11 protein-coding genes are annotated in these 15,920 nt (G+C 64.3%); all 11 read left to right on the top strand.

Translation table 11 applies throughout. The features are described from left to right. Positions 1 to 190: 190 nt before the first annotated feature. The 11 genes from ACFMO3_RS01370 to ACFMO3_RS01320 all read left to right on the top strand — a co-directional run bounded on the left by ACFMO3_RS01370 (position 191) and on the right by ACFMO3_RS01320 (position 15,915). Positions 191 to 1,138 carry a hypothetical protein gene (locus tag ACFMO3_RS01370; RefSeq protein ID WP_376788636.1) on the top strand — a complete coding sequence of 316 codons (948 nt, stop codon included), beginning with the start codon at positions 191 to 193 and terminating at the stop codon, positions 1,136 to 1,138. Positions 1,139 to 1,295: 157 nt separating this feature from the next. Further along, positions 1,296 to 2,924, top strand: coding sequence for a helix-turn-helix domain-containing protein (locus ACFMO3_RS01365; RefSeq protein WP_376788635.1), 1,629 nt, complete (start codon positions 1,296 to 1,298; stop codon positions 2,922 to 2,924). Beyond that, complete coding sequence (locus tag ACFMO3_RS01360; protein WP_376788634.1) at positions 2,887 to 4,233, top strand: glutamine synthetase family protein; 1,347 nt, start codon at positions 2,887 to 2,889, stop codon at positions 4,231 to 4,233. The genes ACFMO3_RS01365 and ACFMO3_RS01360 overlap by 38 nt, the downstream gene beginning before the upstream one ends. 334 nt (positions 4,234 to 4,567) lie before the next feature. After that, positions 4,568 to 5,041 carry a tetratricopeptide repeat protein gene (locus ACFMO3_RS01355; RefSeq protein WP_376788633.1) on the top strand — a complete coding sequence of 158 codons (474 nt, stop codon included), beginning with the start codon at positions 4,568 to 4,570 and terminating at the stop codon, positions 5,039 to 5,041. After that, positions 5,020 to 5,493 (top strand): hypothetical protein, encoded by a 474-nt coding sequence (locus ACFMO3_RS01350; RefSeq protein ID WP_376788632.1) that lies wholly within the window; start codon positions 5,020 to 5,022, stop codon positions 5,491 to 5,493. The genes ACFMO3_RS01355 and ACFMO3_RS01350 overlap by 22 nt, the downstream gene beginning before the upstream one ends. An 11-nt stretch (positions 5,494 to 5,504) precedes the next feature. Continuing rightward, positions 5,505 to 7,148, top strand: coding sequence for an ammonium transporter (locus tag ACFMO3_RS01345; RefSeq protein WP_376788631.1), 1,644 nt, complete (start codon positions 5,505 to 5,507; stop codon positions 7,146 to 7,148). Between the two features lie 22 nt (positions 7,149 to 7,170). Beyond that, entirely contained in the window at positions 7,171 to 8,481 is a 1,311-nt protein-coding gene (locus tag ACFMO3_RS01340) for an SLC13 family permease (RefSeq protein ID WP_376788630.1), read from the top strand. 52 nt (positions 8,482 to 8,533) lie between these two features. Further along, positions 8,534 to 9,538 (top strand): hypothetical protein, encoded by a 1,005-nt coding sequence (locus ACFMO3_RS01335; RefSeq protein ID WP_376788629.1) that lies wholly within the window; start codon positions 8,534 to 8,536, stop codon positions 9,536 to 9,538. A 3-nt stretch (positions 9,539 to 9,541) separates the two neighbouring features. Beyond that, the gene (locus tag ACFMO3_RS01330; RefSeq protein ID WP_376788628.1) at positions 9,542 to 10,831 is read left to right on the top strand and encodes a flotillin family protein; all 1,290 of its coding nucleotides are present in this window, start codon (positions 9,542 to 9,544) and stop codon (positions 10,829 to 10,831) included. A gap of 274 nt (positions 10,832 to 11,105) precedes the next feature. Continuing rightward, positions 11,106 to 14,948: a phosphoribosylformylglycinamidine synthase subunit PurL gene (gene purL / locus ACFMO3_RS01325; RefSeq protein WP_376788627.1), complete on the top strand. Its 3,843-nt coding sequence runs from the start codon at positions 11,106 to 11,108 to the stop codon at positions 14,946 to 14,948. A 1-nt stretch (position 14,949) separates the two neighbouring features. After that, on the top strand, positions 14,950 to 15,915 hold the full coding sequence (locus ACFMO3_RS01320; RefSeq protein WP_376788626.1) for a phosphoribosylaminoimidazolesuccinocarboxamide synthase: 966 nt from the start codon (positions 14,950 to 14,952) through the stop codon (positions 15,913 to 15,915). The last annotated feature ends 5 nt before the right edge of the window (positions 15,916 to 15,920 follow it).

Below are 15,920 nucleotides of genomic sequence, written 5' to 3'. Positions count from 1 at the left end.
TCTCACACCAAGCCCAGCGCTCGCAATCGATCATTCCAGAGGGTGGCTCGGTCTGCTTTGCCATCCGACCCATCGTCTCTTTTTGCAGGGTGGAGGATGGAGAAGAGAAGCAAACCCTCGAAAGGCGATGGGAGTTGCGCTAAGAATATTGTCGGATATTATGGGAAAAATCAAGCCGGAGGCCCTGTCCATGAGGTATGGCATTCGCTGGGGCGGTAGGAAGCTTTCGATCGCTGTCTGGATCGCTTTGCTCGTGATCGCCGGATGTCGTCTCTCCCCAGGGCCATCCGCTCCGGCCTTCCCGTTTGCGAACCTTCCGCTCCAGCAGATGTGGAGCGAATCCTTCTCCGTCGCGTGGTCTAGCTGGGCGCCCCAGGCCCTTCGGTGTGCCCGGGCCGGCCCCGATGCGCGGAGGTGTTTGCAGGATATCCATCCCACCCTGACGGAGCGGGTGCTGGAGGAAGCGGCCCATCGGAAGGAAGCGCTGGGGATCGATGCCCCTTATGTGGCCAGCATTTTGGGCGGCTATGCCCAGCGGCCGGAGCAGGCGGCCTTCCTGATCGTCCTCGCGATGTCGGAATCGACCGGGGAGGACCGCCGGGCGCGTTTGCAGACAGCCTTCGAAGCGATCCCCCAGCGGTTTGAGCGCTTTTCCTTTCCATTTCGCAGCGTCGTGTTCCCGCTTCCCCATCCGGAGGCGGGGGCGGATGCACGGCGCTGGGCCCGGTATTATCTCTCCCAGGAATGGGCCCTGCTGCGGGCGGCGGTGGCCGCATGGCGACCGCCCGCGGAGGAGGAGATCGGGTGTGCCCATCTGGCCTCCGAGGACAATCTCTGCCCCTTCATCTCGCGGATTCGATCGCCGGATCATCTGCCTGCCCTGGATGCCCGGCTGGAGGAGTTTTTCCGGGGAGCTTTCGATTACGCGGATGCCTTCGCCCGTTCGGAGCGTTTCCTCCAGGGGGATCCAGCGCAGGTCCGGGGGCTGTTGTCGGAGATGCTCCGGGAAGCGCGGGAGAAGCTAATCCCTCTGGAACACGAGGCGGCCCGCCGACGCCTAACGGGAGAATCGGCATCGATAGAGGCGCTGGAAGCGGCATGGGATCAAATGGAACAGGTCCTCTTTCGCTCTCCATAAAATAGAGATGGGGATCTTTCTCGGATCGTATACATTGGGGAGACGGTGCGGGGCGCCAAGGGCGCCCGTGCCTCCCAAAGCCACCGGGGGATCAATCGCGTGGTTCTTCGGACTGGGGTTGGCCGCGGGGGATGCTGGCGAGGGTTCTAGAAGGCGTATGCGCGGGGTGCCATTAAGGGAATTGCTGGAGAATCTGTTGCCGCCGGGGACGCAGGTGATCGGCGGCCGGGGCGGGCTGGATCACGAGGTGACGTGGGCCACCCTTCTTCGAACCATCCCTGCGCGGACCGCGATCCAGCGCGGGGACCTTTTGCTGTTCTCCGTTGATCTGCTCTCTATGCGGGAACCCCCTCTTGTCTTTCCTGCCCTCCTTGAGCTCGCCCTGGAACGGGAGGCAGCGGGATTGGCGGTGATCGGTCCGGTGCCCGAGGATTGGGGCTTGCTGGCGGATGAAGCCGGCCTCCCGCTGCTCGCGCTGCCGGAAGGGACAGGCCTGGCCGACCTGGCCAATCAGATCGCCCGGTTCATCGTCGCCCGTCGGGAGGCCTGGTATGAGATCGAGCGGGAGCTCCAGCGCCGGTTCCAGCAGGCGGCGCTGGCCGGGGAGGGTCTCCCGGCCATCCTGCGCGTGCTGGAGGAGGTCACGGGGAAACGGGCATGGCTGGAGGACGCTCAGGGAAGCCCCTGGCCGGATCTCCCCGGTCCTCCGGAGCCTCCACCGGGCCTGGCGGAACGTCGCGCTTGGCTGCGACGCCTGCCGCTGCGCGAGGAAGGGGGAGAGTCTCCGGTGGCCCTTTTCGGACCCGATGCGGCGGGGCGGATGTGTCTGGCCGGGGCAATGCTCCTGGAGCGGCGTCCGATCGGAGTGGTTTGCCTCCTGAACCCTTCCGGTGAGATCCCAGAGCGGGATCGCCTGGCGGTGGCCCAGGCAGCGGCGGCATGCGTGCTGGTGTTGCTCCGGGAGCGGTCATTGTGGACGGCAGAGGCCCGGGTGCGTGGGGAGTTCCTCGCGCAGGTGCTGCGCGGGGAGCTGCCCGAGGCAGAGGCGCGCCGTCGGGCCCGGATCCTGAACGAGCCCATCGAGGAGCCCATGGCCGTAGCGGTATTCCGAGCGCCGGACGCGGAGGAGAGCCCAGAGCGCCTCATCGAGGCCATTCGTCGCCTCACCGCCCGCTTCCCCCGCTGTCGCGTCCAGCTGATGGCGGAAGGGATTGCCTTCGTGTTCCCGCCTCCGGGAGGGGGGACAGATCCGGAGGCCGTGGTGGAGGGCCTGCGGGCCGAGCTGGTGCGGGCCCTGGGCCTGCCCCGCTTGGCGGCCGGGGTGGGAGGAGTCTACGCCGGGCCTGCCGGCCTGGCTCGCTCCTTCCGGGAGGCGGTCCAGTCCCTGCAGATGGTGGAGGCCTTGCTAGGGGGAGACCGCACCCTGGCCTATTCACGGCTGGATATCTATCGTGTCCTTTATCCCCTGCGGGAGAGTGAGGTCCTGGAGGAATTCTACGAGCAGACCCTCGGGCCCCTGGAGCGGTATGATCAGGAACATCACGCTGAGCTGATCCCCACTCTGGAGGCCTTCTTCGCTTGTGATGGAAATCTGCAGCGCACAGCCCAGCGTCTGTTCCTACATCGCAACTCCCTGGCCTATCGTCTCCGGCGGATTCAGGAGATCACTGGGGTGGATCTGAGGCGCTGGGAGGATTGCTTCCGACTGCAGCTGGCCCTGAAAATCCGACCGATCCTGAGGAGGTCCCATGCACAGCCCGGCAGTGGATCCGAACCGCGTGCTTGAGGAAGCCCGCCAGGCGGGCGTCCGGTTTGTCATTCTGCGTTTCACCGATATCCTCGGGGCGCCGAAGGGGGTGACGATCCCCCTGGAAGATCTTCCTGAGGCCATCGAGACCGGGAAATGGTTTGATGGATCAGCCATCGAGGGATTTGCCCGAGTGGCCGAGTCGGATTTGTATCTGAAGCCGGATCTCAGCACGTTCACGGTTCTGCCCTGGACGCGGGGAGAGGGGACGACCGCACATGTAATCTGCTGGGTGGTGAACCGGCGGGGGGAGCGCTTCGCCGGAGATCCTCGGGCGGTGCTGGCTCGGGTGATGGAGCGGGCGGCCCGTATGGGCTACGCCTATGTGGTGAGCCCCGAGCTGGAGTTCTATCTCTTCCGGGCCGAAGGGGAGCGGTTCGCTCCGGCTCCCCACGATGAGATCGGTTACTTCGATTTGGCAACGGATCTGGCCTATCAGGTCCGTTGCGAGATGGTGGAGACCCTGCGGGCCCTGGGGATCCCGGCCGGGCCGAGTCATCACGAGATCTCCCCCGGCCAGCATGAGATCGACTTTCAGCCGGCCGATGCCCTGCGCATGGCCGATTACATCGTCACCGCCCGGCTGGTCATCAAGCACATCGCCCAGGCCCATGGACTCCATGCCACTTTCATGCCCAAGCCCCTGGAAGGGCGGGCGGGATCCGGCATGCATACCCACCAGAGTTTGCTCCGCCTGGAGGGTGGAGGGAATGCCTTCGCGGATCCCGAGGATGATTACGGCCTGTCCGCGCTGGCGAAGTCCTTCCTTGCGGGGCAGATCGCCCACGCCCGAGGGATGTGTGCGGTGCTCTGCCCGCTGGTGAACTCTTACAAGCGGTTGCTGGGCGGTTTCGAGGCGCCTCTTTATGTCAGCTGGGCCCGGATCAATCGGTCCGCCCTGATCCGGATCCCGGCCATCAAGCCCGGGCGTTATCAATCCACCCGCCTCGAGCTGCGTAGCCTCGATCCGGCGTGCAACCCCTATCTCGCCTTTGCGGCGATGCTAGCGGCCGGCTTGGATGGGATTGAGCGGCGACTGCCGCTTCCCCCTCCGGTAGAGGAGGAGCTGTTCCCCATGGAGAGCGCGGAGCTGGAGGCGCGGGGGATCCAGCGCCTGCCCGCCACCCTGGGAGAAGCCCTGGAAGCCCTGGAAGCCGACGAGGTGATCCAGGAAGCCCTGGGCCCGTTGGCGGCCGAGCGCTTCCTTGAGGCCAAGCGGCTGGAGTGGGATGCCTATTGCCGCCATGTCAGCGCCTGGGAGATCGATCGCTATTTCCATCTGTATTAAGCGAAGGCCGAACAGTTTCTATCCCCGAAGGATTAGGAGCCTTTATTTCACGGCATCTCGTTCTGCAACGATGCCTGGATCCTCCGGATTTCCCCAGCGCGCTTCATCCGGTCGACCCGCGCGAGTTGGGGAGGGAACGAGCTATCCTCCCCATCCCCTGTTCCGGACCCGATTTGTGCATCATGCCTAACCTCCCATATCCACTTTTCGTTCGCTCCACCTGTAGCCGCGCCTTCTATAGGTTTCTACAATACTGGCCAAACCGTAGCGGATCTCCTTCATCGGTGGTGGAGATTTTTCCGAAGACGCGGTGAGGGTTGGGGAGGATAGCCGGATGACCTCGGTGGAGCTGGAGCAGGCGTTACATGCCCTGGCGGAGGGTCGGGCAGCAGAAGCGGAGGCGATGTTTCAACAGATCGCCTGTGCAGAGTCAGGGGTGGTGGGCGGGCTGGCCTGGGCGTATCTGGGTCGCCTGCGCATGCTGCGGTTCGACGTGGAGGGAGCACGGGAGGCCCTGGAGCGAGCGCTGCATCAGGCCTCGGATCACTTCGTGGTTCGGCTGGAACGAGGAGCCTTCTTCCTGCGGTTGGGGTTCTATCCTGAGGCGATGGTGGAGCTGGAGGCCGCCCTACGAAGTGCTCCAGAGGGGGTGGCCCGAGAACACATCTATCGGCTCCTGCAACGGGCATGGGAGCAGGGAAAAGGGTCCTTCGTTCGGCGCGCCGTCCTGCCGGATCTGAGGCGCTGGCTGCGGTCTCTTCGAGGGAGCCAGGGAGGGAAATCGGCATGCTCATCCTCGTCCTCGTGAGCATGGCCATGATGTGGACCTTGTGGCGGGCCTGGCTGCCCATTGGGGTGACGGCTCCGGGCCGTTTGCTCCTGGAGGTGCCCCTGGGATGGCGAGAGCGCTGGCGATGGCACCGAAAGAATCTATATGCACTCGCCATCCTGATCCTTTTGGGGTCCCTTGGAGGATGGCTGCCGCTTTTGGGGCAGGGGATGATCGCAGGCTTTGCCCTTCTCGTTCTTCTCTTGCCGCTGCGTTATCGCTTCACGGAGGAAGGGGTGGCCCTCAACAACGTGTTCTTCCGGCAGTGGGAGGAGTTCCGGGCTTATCGGGCAGAGCCGTGGGGGATCCGGCTAGAAGGCAACGGACCCATGCTCTCTCTCTATCTGCCCCCGGAGGCCCGCGATCGGGTCCGAGCGCTGGTAGGCGCCCGGCTGCGGCATACCCTTCGCAGTACCCCATCTGCTTCGTGAAAGGAGGCCCAATGATCCGCAAGCGCATGGGGAGGGTGACCGTCCTGCTCCTGGGGATGCTTGGACTGCTTCTGGCCGTCCGCCCGAGCTACGCCGACCAGGCGCCGCCCGCTCCGACACCGGACCCCGCCGGGACGGCCACAGGGTCCGGTCAGGATCTGGTCGGGGTTGTCCCCGGCACGATCCGCACGGAGGACTTCGAGCGGGCGAAGGCCCATGAGCCGTTCGCTGTGCAGCTCGCGGATCTGGTCAACCAGAATCGCCTGGCCATCAACTTCATCTGGACTCTGATCACGGGATATCTGGTGATGTTCATGCAGGCGGGATTCGCCCTGGTGGAGACGGGGTTCACCCGGGCGAAGAACGCCGCCCACACCATGGCGATGAACTTCATCATTTATGTGCTGGGGATGGCGGGCTACTTCGCCACCGGATTTGCCCTTCAGTTTGGAGGCATTGGTTTGGTTGGAATCCCGAACCTGGGTGGGCTGAAGGTTCTGGATGGCGAGTTCACGGTGCGCATAGGGGGGCTGGATTGGGGTCTTTTCGGAACCAAAGGTTTCTTCATGCGGGATACGTATGATGTGGCCGTGGCGGTCATGTTCCTGTTCCAGATGGTGTTCATGGACACCGCCGCCACGATCCCGACGGGGGCAATGGCGGAGCGGTTCAAGTGGACGGCCTTCTGTCTCTATGGTCTCTTCATGGGGGCTTTCCTCTATCCGATCTACGGCAACTGGGCCTGGGGCGGAGGCTGGCTCTCGCAGCTGAGCCGTCTGGGCCTGGGAGCTGGTTACATCGACTTCGCGGGCAGCGGAGTGGTCCATGCGATCGGTGGATGGACCGCTCTGGCAGGGGCGATGGTTCTGGGTCCTCGCCTGGGCAAATACAACCGGGATGGAACGCCGAACCCGATCCCGGGCCACAACCTCGTTATGGCCTTGCTGGGGGTTTTCATCCTGGCCTTCGGCTGGTTCGGTTTCAACCCAGGCAGCACCCTGGGGGCTTCCGGCAATGGAAACCTGCGCATCAGCCTGGTAGCTGTGGCCACCATGTTAGCCTCCGCCTCTGGCGCCCTATCCGCCATGCTCTACACCTGGGCTATGACAGGCAAGCCGGACCCAGCGATGGCGGCAAACGGCATGCTGGCCGGTCTGGTGGCGATCACCGCGCCCAGCGGTTATGTCAGCCCGATGAATGCCTTCCTGATCGGAGCGATCGCCGGAGTGCTGGTATGTCTCAGCGTGGCTTTCTTCGAACGAGTGGTCAGGGTGGACGATCCGGTGGGAGCGATCTCTGTGCATGGCACGTGCGGGGCCTTCGGACAGCTGGCGGTGGGCCTGTTCGCCGATGGCACAGCGAATTACGGCGGCCTCACGGTGCGGGGCCTGTTCTACGGGGATGCGGGACAGCTAGCCGCTCAAGGCATTGGAGTGGTCGTGGCCTTCCTGTGGGCCTTCGGGATCTCCTGGGTCTTCTTCAAGATCCTCGATGCCCTGGTGGGCCTCCGGGTCTCCCCTGAGGTCGAGCTGCAGGGGCTGGATTTCCCCGAGTTGGGCGTGTTCGCCTATCCCGACGGACGCCTGGTGCCGATCCCGGGCGCGGCACGCTTGCCGGTCATCCCGCCGGCTCCCACGGAAGCCACAGCCGGTTGACCTGTGGAAAGGAGGCTTCCCCATGACCGGGATTCTCTCACCAACCTGGATCGCGGTTTCGGTTTTCCTCACCACTTATATCGCCCTGGGGCTGGAACGCATCCCGCGGGTTCTGGCGGCTGGGATCGGGGTGATCCTCCTCCTGTTGTTTAAAGTGCTCACCGTGGAGGAGGCGGTGGCTTATGTGCACTGGGAGACCCTCGGGTTGCTCTTCGGGATGTTCGTCCTGATCGCGGTGCTCTCGGAGGCGGGTTTCTTCAGCGCTCTGGCCATCGAGACGGCCCATCGAGTGAACGGTGAGCCCCGGCGTTTGCTGGTGGTGTTCCCCCTGCTCACGGGCTTCCTGGCCGCCTTCATGGATTCGATCACGGTGATGCTCTTTTTCTCCACCCTGACGGTTGAGCTGAGCCGGCTGTTGCGCTTCGACCCCGTTCCGGTAGTGGTGGCGGAGGTGGTGGCCGCCAACATCGGCGGCGCAGCCACCCTGATGGGAGACCCGCCCAATGTGATCCTCGGGCTCACCTTGGGCTTTGGATTGAACGATTTCATCACGCACAACGGGCCGATCGTTGTGTTCGGATTGCTTGGCGCCGTGGCGATGGTTTACCGACAAGCCGCGCGAGATTTGCGGAAGGGTCCTCCTCTGGGGCGGCTGGAGTTGCCTCGGTCTGCGGAGATGGTTCGGGATCCCACGCTGCTTCGACTTGGGTTGTTGGCTCTCGCCCTCGCCGTGGTTCTCTTAAGCACACATCGATGGATCGAGCAACGGCTGGCTATCCCCCTGACGACCCCGCTGGCCACATTAATCCCTGCGATCCTTCTCCTGCTCTTGGGAGGCCCGCGGGTGGAAGGGATCCTGCGTCGGATCGACTATGAAGTGCTGCTTTTCCTGATCGGTCTGTTTGCCATTGTGGGAGCGTTGGAGAAGACCCAGGCCATCGAGATGTTGACCGGGGCGGTTTCTTCGTGGTTGGGCGGGCATCCGCTGGGCCTGGCTTCAGCGTTGTTATGGTTCTCTGCCCTCTGCTCGGCTGTTATAGATAACGTGCCCTTTGCCCTCAGTATGGCCTATGCCCTTCGACATTTCGCGAATTCCCCACAAGCGCCAGCGCTTTCCCTGCTGACCTGGGCAGTCTCCCTGGGGACGGATCTGGGGGGAAATTTCACGCCCATCGGGGCCTCGGCCAATGTGGTCGCCTGTGCGGCGCTGGAGGGCCACGGCGTGCGGGTGGGATGGAGACGCTGGATGCAGCTGGCTACCCGACCCACCCTGATCGCCCTGGGGCTGGCTCAAATGGGACTCCTGGTCAAAGCATGGCTGGGTTTCTTTTAGCCACAGCGCCGGCTGACATGAAAAACTCGACTCGTCTAGGGGGAATGAGCGGATGGTTGTCGATCATGATTTCCACTTACATCTGCGGCCGCTTTCTGCCGGTGAACGCCGCCAGTTCGGAGCAGCTGAATATGTGCTGGAGGGCTGGGTAGGAGGGCAACGGATCGCTATCCCGGTTTATTCGATGGCCGATCCCGGAAAGACATCGGCAGGGGGGTATGCGTTCGAGGCCATGGGCCTTACGATCACGGAGGGCCGGCTAGCGGATCTAACGCATGCGGCGCGCCAGCTTTTGCATGCTCTCGCTTATGGAGGCCGATTCCCGTGTTACGCAATGGAGATCCCATCGGCTGGAGTGGCGCTTCCAGTCTATCCCTGGGGGGAGGGATGGCGCGTTCATGCGCCGGATGGTCCAATCCTAGAGGCGATGGATCTGGGGATTTTGCGCCAGCGCGTGGCGGATGCCCACGGCCTGCCGGTGGAGGCCATCCAGGTGCGGGTGCTGTCGGAGCGCCTCGCCTGGGTCCCGCCAGCTGCTGTCTTCCGGCCCGCAATCGGATCAACACCATGGCTGCCGGTGGCCTGGAGCGAATCCGGCTGGCGCCTCCATCTCATGGGGACGCTCCTTTCCGCTCCTGGGAGCGGAGCCGGGATCTGGTCGTTGTGGAAGGCAGTGGCTGAGTGGGGCGCGCGTCAGGGATGGCTTCGCACTCCCGAGGGCTTGACGCTGGAGGTGTGGTCGGAAGCCGCTTGGGAGGCCATACGGAGCGCCATGCCGGAGGCCGTCGCTTGGCTTCGGTTCTATGAAACGGGGCCGCGGCTTCGCGTCGCCCTTCTTCCGGCCTTCCGGCACGAGGGAAGGTGGTTCGCTGTTTATGCCGCGTCGGGCCGGCAGACCGTGTTCACCGGCTGTGACCTGAGCGATCTGCGACAACGGGTCGGGGAAGCACTCCACGCGGCCGGCTGTCTGACGGATCCGCAGGCGCTGCGCATGGAGATCCGTGGAATGGAGCGACCCTCTGGAGTCGAGCATGCATTTCTGGATTCCGGGAGGTGAGCAATGGTGATAGCCATCGGCATATGGGCTATGCTCGCAGCGGGCGGGCTTATCGCCCTGTGGGCGTGGCGTTACACCAAGGCCGGCCCAAACGAGGTGTTGATCATCTCCGGCCGTAAGCGCAGGGTGGTCGACCCTGATGGGCGAAAGCGGGTGGTGGGCTACCGGTTGGTGCGGGGAGGTGCCTTCGTCTGGCCGATCCTGGAGCGAGTGCAACGGCTCTCCCTGGAGCTGCTCACCATCGAGATCCAGACCGCGGATGCTTACACCGCTCAGGGTGTGCGCATGGTGGTGGATGCTGTCGCCCAGGTGAAGGTGAAAGGCGACGAGGCCTCCATCGCCCTGGCCGCGGAGCAGTTTCTCTCCAAGTCCAAGGACGACATCCGGCGGGTGGCCCTGCAGGTGATCGAGGGGCATCTGCGGGCGGTGCTGGGGACGATGAGCGTGGAGGACCTTTACCTGCGGCGGGCGGAGTTCGCCCGGCAAGTGCGCGAGGCCGCCCGGCAGGACCTGGAACGGATGGGTCTGGATATCCTCTCCCTTACCGTGCGGCACATCGCCGACGAGCAGGGTTATCTGGAGGCCATCGGGCGGCCGCGGATTGCCCAGGTACGTCAGCAGGCGGCTGTCGCTGAGGCCGAGGCCGACCGAGTCGCTCGCATTGCCCGCCTGGAGGCCGATCGGGCGGTGGAGGAAGCCCGCCGGGAGCTGGAGGCCCGGCGGGCCGAGGCGGATATGGCGTATGAGCTCCAGCGGCACCGAGTGGCTCAGGCTGTTAAGCGGGAGGAGATGATCGTCCACCGGGTGGAGAAGGAGTTGGCCATCGAGATTGAAGAGAAAGAGATCGAGCGCCGGCAGCGGGAGCTCGCGGCGACGGTCGAGCTGCCGGCGGAGGCGGAGAAGCGGCGCATCATGACCCTGGCCGACGCCGAGCGCTACCGGCTGGAGGCGGAGGCGACGGGCCGGGCGGAGGGCCTGCGGGCAACCGGCCGCGCGGAGGCGGAGGCCATGCGGGCCAAGGCGGCGGCGTGGCGGGAGTATAACGAGGCAGCGATGGCCCAGATGGTGGTGGATATCCTTCCCGCGCTGGCGAAGGCCCTGGCGGAGCCGTTGTCCCGTGCGGAGCGGATCATTCTCATCGGGGATGGGCATGGAGGGGTCAGCCGCTTCACCGGAGACCTTGCCCAGGCGATGGCCCAGCTCCCTGCCCTGGTGGAGGCCCTCACGGGCGTGCGCTTGCCTTCTCGCTTGTCTCAGGGTCTCTCCGAGCGGACTGTCGAACATTCCGATTGAACGTCAGCTTTCCGAGGGATGCACTCACGGTTGGGAGGAGTGGGTGACTTCCCCATCCGCCCTGACTTGGGGGTGTCCGGATTGGGCGCGTGGGGGTGGAGGTGATCTCCTACCCCCACCCGGAGCTTCGGCGGTCCTGGGGCAGATCGCGAGTTCGTGGATTTCTTGACCGCATGGATCGAGCGGATTAAAATTTTGGATCAAACCCTCAGTGAACAGATGTGAGGGCCAACCTGGACGAAGAACGCCCCAGACCGCTCGGGAGGTTCCCTCGATGGAACGGGAGGCAGCTCCCACGGATGAAGTTCCGCCGCTGCCCCCGGGTCCAATCCGAAGATGCTTCCGGGTAGAGATCCGGAGTCGATCGCCGGAGGACCCGGAGGGCAGCCGGCTGGTGCAAGCGGCCCGCGCCCAGGGCCTTGAGCGCCTGCGGGCCTGCCGCCGTGACCGCGTGTGCTTCTTGCAGGGCACCCTTTCCTCTGCCGAAGTTGAACGCCTCGCTCGCCTTCTCCTGACGGATCCAATTCTGGAAACTTTTCGGGTTTTGTCGGTGGAAGACCTGCTCGGGCCTTTTGATTTCCTCCGTGAGGAAGGGAGCACCCATCGCATCGAAGTCACCTTGCTCCCTGGTCTGCGAGATCCCTCGGTGGAGAATCTGATCCGCGCAGCTCATCGCCTCGGCTTCACTGGCCTGGAGCGCGCTGCCTGGGGTTGGGTCTTTCATCTATGGGGGGAATTGGAGGAGCCCGATCTGCAGCGATTCGCGGTGGAGCATTGTGCGAACCCCCTAATCCATCGTTATGCGATCGATCGTTGCATCGACCCACCCTTTGATAACGATGTTCTCGCACCTGCCGTGGTGGAGGTCATCCCGATTCGGGAGGCCGATGAGGAGGTGCTTCGCACTCTGAACGCGCGCCGTCGGTTATCCTTGAGCGTAGAGGAGCTGCGGGCGATCCAGGATCACTTCCGCGCCCAAGGACGAGATCCTACTGACGTCGAGTTGGAGACCATTGCCCAGACGTGGAGCGAGCACTGTGCGCATAAGACCTTTAAGGCGCGCATTCGCTACACCGGCCCCTCTCCTGATGCTCCCCCGGACGCTCCTCCTGCGACTGTGGAGATCAACGGTCTGCTGGACACCTTCATTCGGTCGGTGACCGCGCAGGTTCGTCGGCCATGGCTGCGCTCAGCCCTTGTGGATCACGCGGGGATCATCGCCCTGGATGAGCGTTGGGATCTCGCCCTGAAAGTGGAGACCCATAATCATCCCTCCGCTGTGGAGCCTTTCGGCGGGGCCAGCACCGGAGTGGGAGGGGTGATCCGAGACATCCTCGCGGTGGGCGCGCGCCCTATCGCGTTGCTGGATGTCCTGTGCTTCGGCCCGCCGGATCTGCCCTCTTCAGCGCTGCCAAGTGGGACTCTCCACCCACAGCGGATCGCCGAAGGGGTTATTCATGGCATCGAAGATTATGGCAACAAGATGGGAATCCCAACTGTGTCTGGGGCCGTGTTCTACCATCCTGGATATGCAGCCAACCCCTTGGTGTTCTGCGGCTGTCTTGGGTTGCTTCCCCATCGAACGGTTGCCGCCGCGCCTCAGCCCGGGGACCTCATTGTGGTGATCGGCAACCGGACAGGGCGCGATGGATTAGGAGGGGCCACCTTCTCCAGCGCAGGCTTAGAGCCCGAGGCACCCTCTTCCGCCCGTGGGGCCGTTCAGATCCCCCATCCGATTCTGGAAAAGCAGATCCTGGAGGTCATCCTCCAGGCTCGCGAGGAGGGCCTCTATCACGCGGTGTGGGATTGCGGAGCTGGCGGGCTTTCCTCTGCTGTCGGGGAGATGGCGCACGGCCTGGGCGCCTGTGTCGACCTGGACCGTGTGCCCCTGCGGGATGTCCGTCTGCAGCCCTGGGAGATCTGGTTAAGCGAATCCCAGGAGCGCATGGTGCTGGCCATCCCGCCGGCGTGCTGGCCGCGCTTTGAAGAGCTTTGCGATCAACATGGCGTGGAGGCAGCGGTCATCGGCGTCTTCGAGAGCACGGGGAAGCTGCGCCTGCGGTACCGTGGCCGGATTATCGGTGACCTCGACCTGGATTTTCTCCACAACGGACGTCCACAACGGATCTTGGAGGCCCGATGGGCTCCTGTGGCCTCGTCCGGCTGTGCTTCTCCGAAATCCCCGCCCGAGGATTTAGGGAGGATCCTGCTCGCGTTGCTCAGCCATCCGAACATTCGAAGCCGGGAGGAGATCCTCCGTCGCTATGATCACGAGGTGCAGGGCGCGACGGTGGTCAAGCCCCTGGTGGGCGTTGCTTCCCATGGGCCGGGGGATGCACCAGTTCTGGCGCCTCTGGTGTGTGGGGAGGGCGCTACCCCCCGACCCGGGGTGGCCGTGAGCGTGGGGCTGGCCCCGCTGTATGGCGAACGGGATCCTTACGGGATGGCGTGGGCGGCAGTGGATGAAGCCTTCCGGAATCTGGTGGCGGTCGGCGTGGATCCGGATCGGGTGGCCCTGCTGGATAACTTCTGCTGGGGGGATCCCGCGGATCCGGAGCAGCTCGGGGCCCTGGTGCGCTGCGCTCAAGGATGCCGGGATGCCGCCCTCGCCTACCGCGCGCCGTTTATCTCCGGTAAGGACAGCCTGAACAATTTCTATGTGGACCCGGAAGGGAAGCGGCATTCCGTCCCGGGCACGTTGCTGATCACCGGCCTGGGGATCGTGCCCGATATCTCTCGTACCGTCACCATGGATCTGAAGGCGCCGGGATCCTGGATCTACCTGGTCGGGGAGACACGGGCGGAGCTGGGAGGAAGCCATTATCAGCAAGTCCTACGTGGAACGCGGCCGGGCGCGGAGCGGGTGCCCCAATCGGTTCCTGGAGCGCTGGACCGGCTGCGCGCCCTCCACCGGGCCATCGCCTCTGGTTGCGTTCAGGCATGCCACGATCTCTCGGAGGGAGGTCTGGGAGTTGCCCTCGCGGAGATGTGTCTTGCTGGCCGGCTGGGCGCGGAAGTCGACCTGCGCAAGGTCCCCTGCCCAGAGACGGATATCGAGGATGATGTCCTGCTGTTCTCGGAATCCCTTTGCCGGTTCCTTGTCGAGGTGCGCCCGGAGGATGCGCCTGCTTTCGAGGCCATGCTGGAGGGCCATCCCTTCGCGCGCATCGGTCAGGTGACCGCCGATGGCCTTCTCCGGGTGGTGGGCCGGGACGGCCAGGAGAGAATCCGGCTGCCGGTGGAAGAGCTGGAGCGGGCCTGGCGGGGAACCCCGGCGCCTGCGATCACGAATCGTGCCCCTCGGTCATCGCCCCGACCGATGCTTTCGCCCCCCCGCCTCCGACGTCCCCGCGTGCTGATCCTCCAAGCTCCTGGAACCAATCGGGATCGGGAGGCAGCGTGGGCCTGTATGCAAGCTGGGGGAGAGCCGGAAATCGTTCCCATGTCCGTTTTGCTGCGGGGGGAGCGCGATCTCCTGGATTACGCCATGCTGGTGCTGCCCGGGGGGTTCTCCTATGGGGATGATCTGGGAGCAGGAACACTGTGGGCGCTGGAATTGATGGAGGGCCTTAGGGAGAAGCTGGAGCGGTTCATTGAAAGCGGGCGGCCCGTGCTGGGGATCTGCAACGGGTTTCAAGCCCTGGTTCGGGCCGGCTTGCTCCCCGGTTCGGAGTTCCTCGAGCCGGATGGCCGACGGATGGTCACTCTAGCCCCCAATGCATCAGGGCGTTTCGAGTGCCGCTGGGTGTATCTGCGCGTGGATCCACGCAGCCCGTGTTTGTTCACCGAGGGGATTGAGGATCTTCTGTATTGCCCCGTTGCCCATGGGGAAGGGCGATTCATGGCGCGGGATGAGTCCGTACTGCAGGCTCTGGAGGCCAGGAGGTTGATTGTCCTCACTTATGTGGATCCCTCTGGCTGTCCGGCTGGCTATCCCTTCAATCCCAACGGGTCACAGCGCAACATCGCTGGGATCTGCAACCCAGCCGGCAATGTCTTGGGGTTGATGCCCCATCCCGAAGATCACATCTTCCCTTGGCAGCATCCCCGCTGGCATCGCGGGGAACAAGGCGGGCTGTGTCGGATTCTGTTCCAAAACGCGATCCAGAGGTGCTGAGATGAGCATACCGGAGGCTCTGTTGCAGGAGGCCATGGCGCATGCGGTGTCCGCCGTGGAGCTCCCGGAGCTGGGAGCTCGGCGCGCTGGAAAAGTGCGGGATATCTATGAGGTTGGGGGTCATCTGGTCCTGATCGCCACAGACCGCATCTCGGCCTTCGACCGGGTCCTGGGGGTGATTCCTTTCAAGGGCCAAGTGCTGAACCAGCTCAGCGCCTGGTGGTTCGAGCGGACCCGCGATCTCATCCCCAACCATCTTGTGGCGGTCCCCGATCCCAATGGGATGGTGGTCCGCCGGGCGCAGGCGTTGCCTGTCGAAGTCGTGGTGCGGGGATATATCACCGGGGTGACGCGCACCTCTCTCTGGACCCTGTATGCACAGGGGGAGCGGCGTCCCTATGGGATCCCACTGCCGGAGGGCCTGCGAAAGAATGATCCGCTGCCGTACCCTGTCCTCACGCCCACCACGAAAGCGCCTTCGGGAGCACACGATGAGGTCCTGAGCCGGGATGAGATCCTGCAGCGGGGCCTGGTGTCGGTGGAGCTATGGGAACGGATCGAGGCCATCGCCCTGGCTCTTTTCGCGCGCGGCCAGGAGATCGCGCGGCAAGCAGGCTTGATCCTGGTCGACACCAAGTATGAGTTCGGTCTGATCGATGGGGAGTTGGTCCTCATTGATGAGCTGCACACGCCGGATTCCAGTCGCTACTGGCTGGCGGAGAGCTACCGCCCTGGGCAGGAACCAGAGCCCATGGACAAGGAGTTCGTCCGGGCTTGGTTCGCCGCCCGGGGCTACCGCGGGGATGGCGAACCTCCTCAGATGCCGGCGGATCTGATCCGCGAGGCGGCCGCTCGCTATATCGCCGTTTACGAGCGGCTGACAGGGGAACCCTTCCGCCCAGGGGAGCAACCCGCTGTTGAGCGGATCCGCCGTAATCTTCGGGCTTTCCTGAACATCTCTGGATGATCGGG

Origin of the sequence: Thermoflexus sp. (assembly GCF_042408815.1) — a bacterium.
Lineage (GTDB): Bacteria > Chloroflexota > Anaerolineae > Thermoflexales > Thermoflexaceae > Thermoflexus.
This window is presented reverse-complemented; position numbering and strand designations above follow the sequence as displayed.

Bases quoted from the DNA above. Each gene is read 5' to 3' on its own strand.
- ACFMO3_RS01370 (WP_376788636.1), top strand. From the start codon at position 191: ATGAGGTATGGCATTCGCTGGGGCGGTAGGAAGCTTTCGATCGCTGTC.
- ACFMO3_RS01365 (WP_376788635.1), top strand. From the start codon at position 1,296: ATGCGCGGGGTGCCATTAAGGGAATTGCTGGAGAATCTGTTGCCGCCG.
- ACFMO3_RS01360 (WP_376788634.1), top strand. From the start codon at position 2,887: ATGCACAGCCCGGCAGTGGATCCGAACCGCGTGCTTGAGGAAGCCCGC.
- ACFMO3_RS01355 (WP_376788633.1), top strand. From the start codon at position 4,568: ATGACCTCGGTGGAGCTGGAGCAGGCGTTACATGCCCTGGCGGAGGGT.
- ACFMO3_RS01350 (WP_376788632.1), top strand. From the start codon at position 5,020: ATGCTCATCCTCGTCCTCGTGAGCATGGCCATGATGTGGACCTTGTGG.
- ACFMO3_RS01345 (WP_376788631.1), top strand. From the start codon at position 5,505: ATGATCCGCAAGCGCATGGGGAGGGTGACCGTCCTGCTCCTGGGGATG.
- ACFMO3_RS01340 (WP_376788630.1), top strand. From the start codon at position 7,171: ATGACCGGGATTCTCTCACCAACCTGGATCGCGGTTTCGGTTTTCCTC.
- ACFMO3_RS01335 (WP_376788629.1), top strand. From the start codon at position 8,534: ATGGTTGTCGATCATGATTTCCACTTACATCTGCGGCCGCTTTCTGCC.
- ACFMO3_RS01330 (WP_376788628.1), top strand. From the start codon at position 9,542: ATGGTGATAGCCATCGGCATATGGGCTATGCTCGCAGCGGGCGGGCTT.
- purL (WP_376788627.1), top strand. From the start codon at position 11,106: ATGGAACGGGAGGCAGCTCCCACGGATGAAGTTCCGCCGCTGCCCCCG.
- ACFMO3_RS01320 (WP_376788626.1), top strand. From the start codon at position 14,950: ATGAGCATACCGGAGGCTCTGTTGCAGGAGGCCATGGCGCATGCGGTG.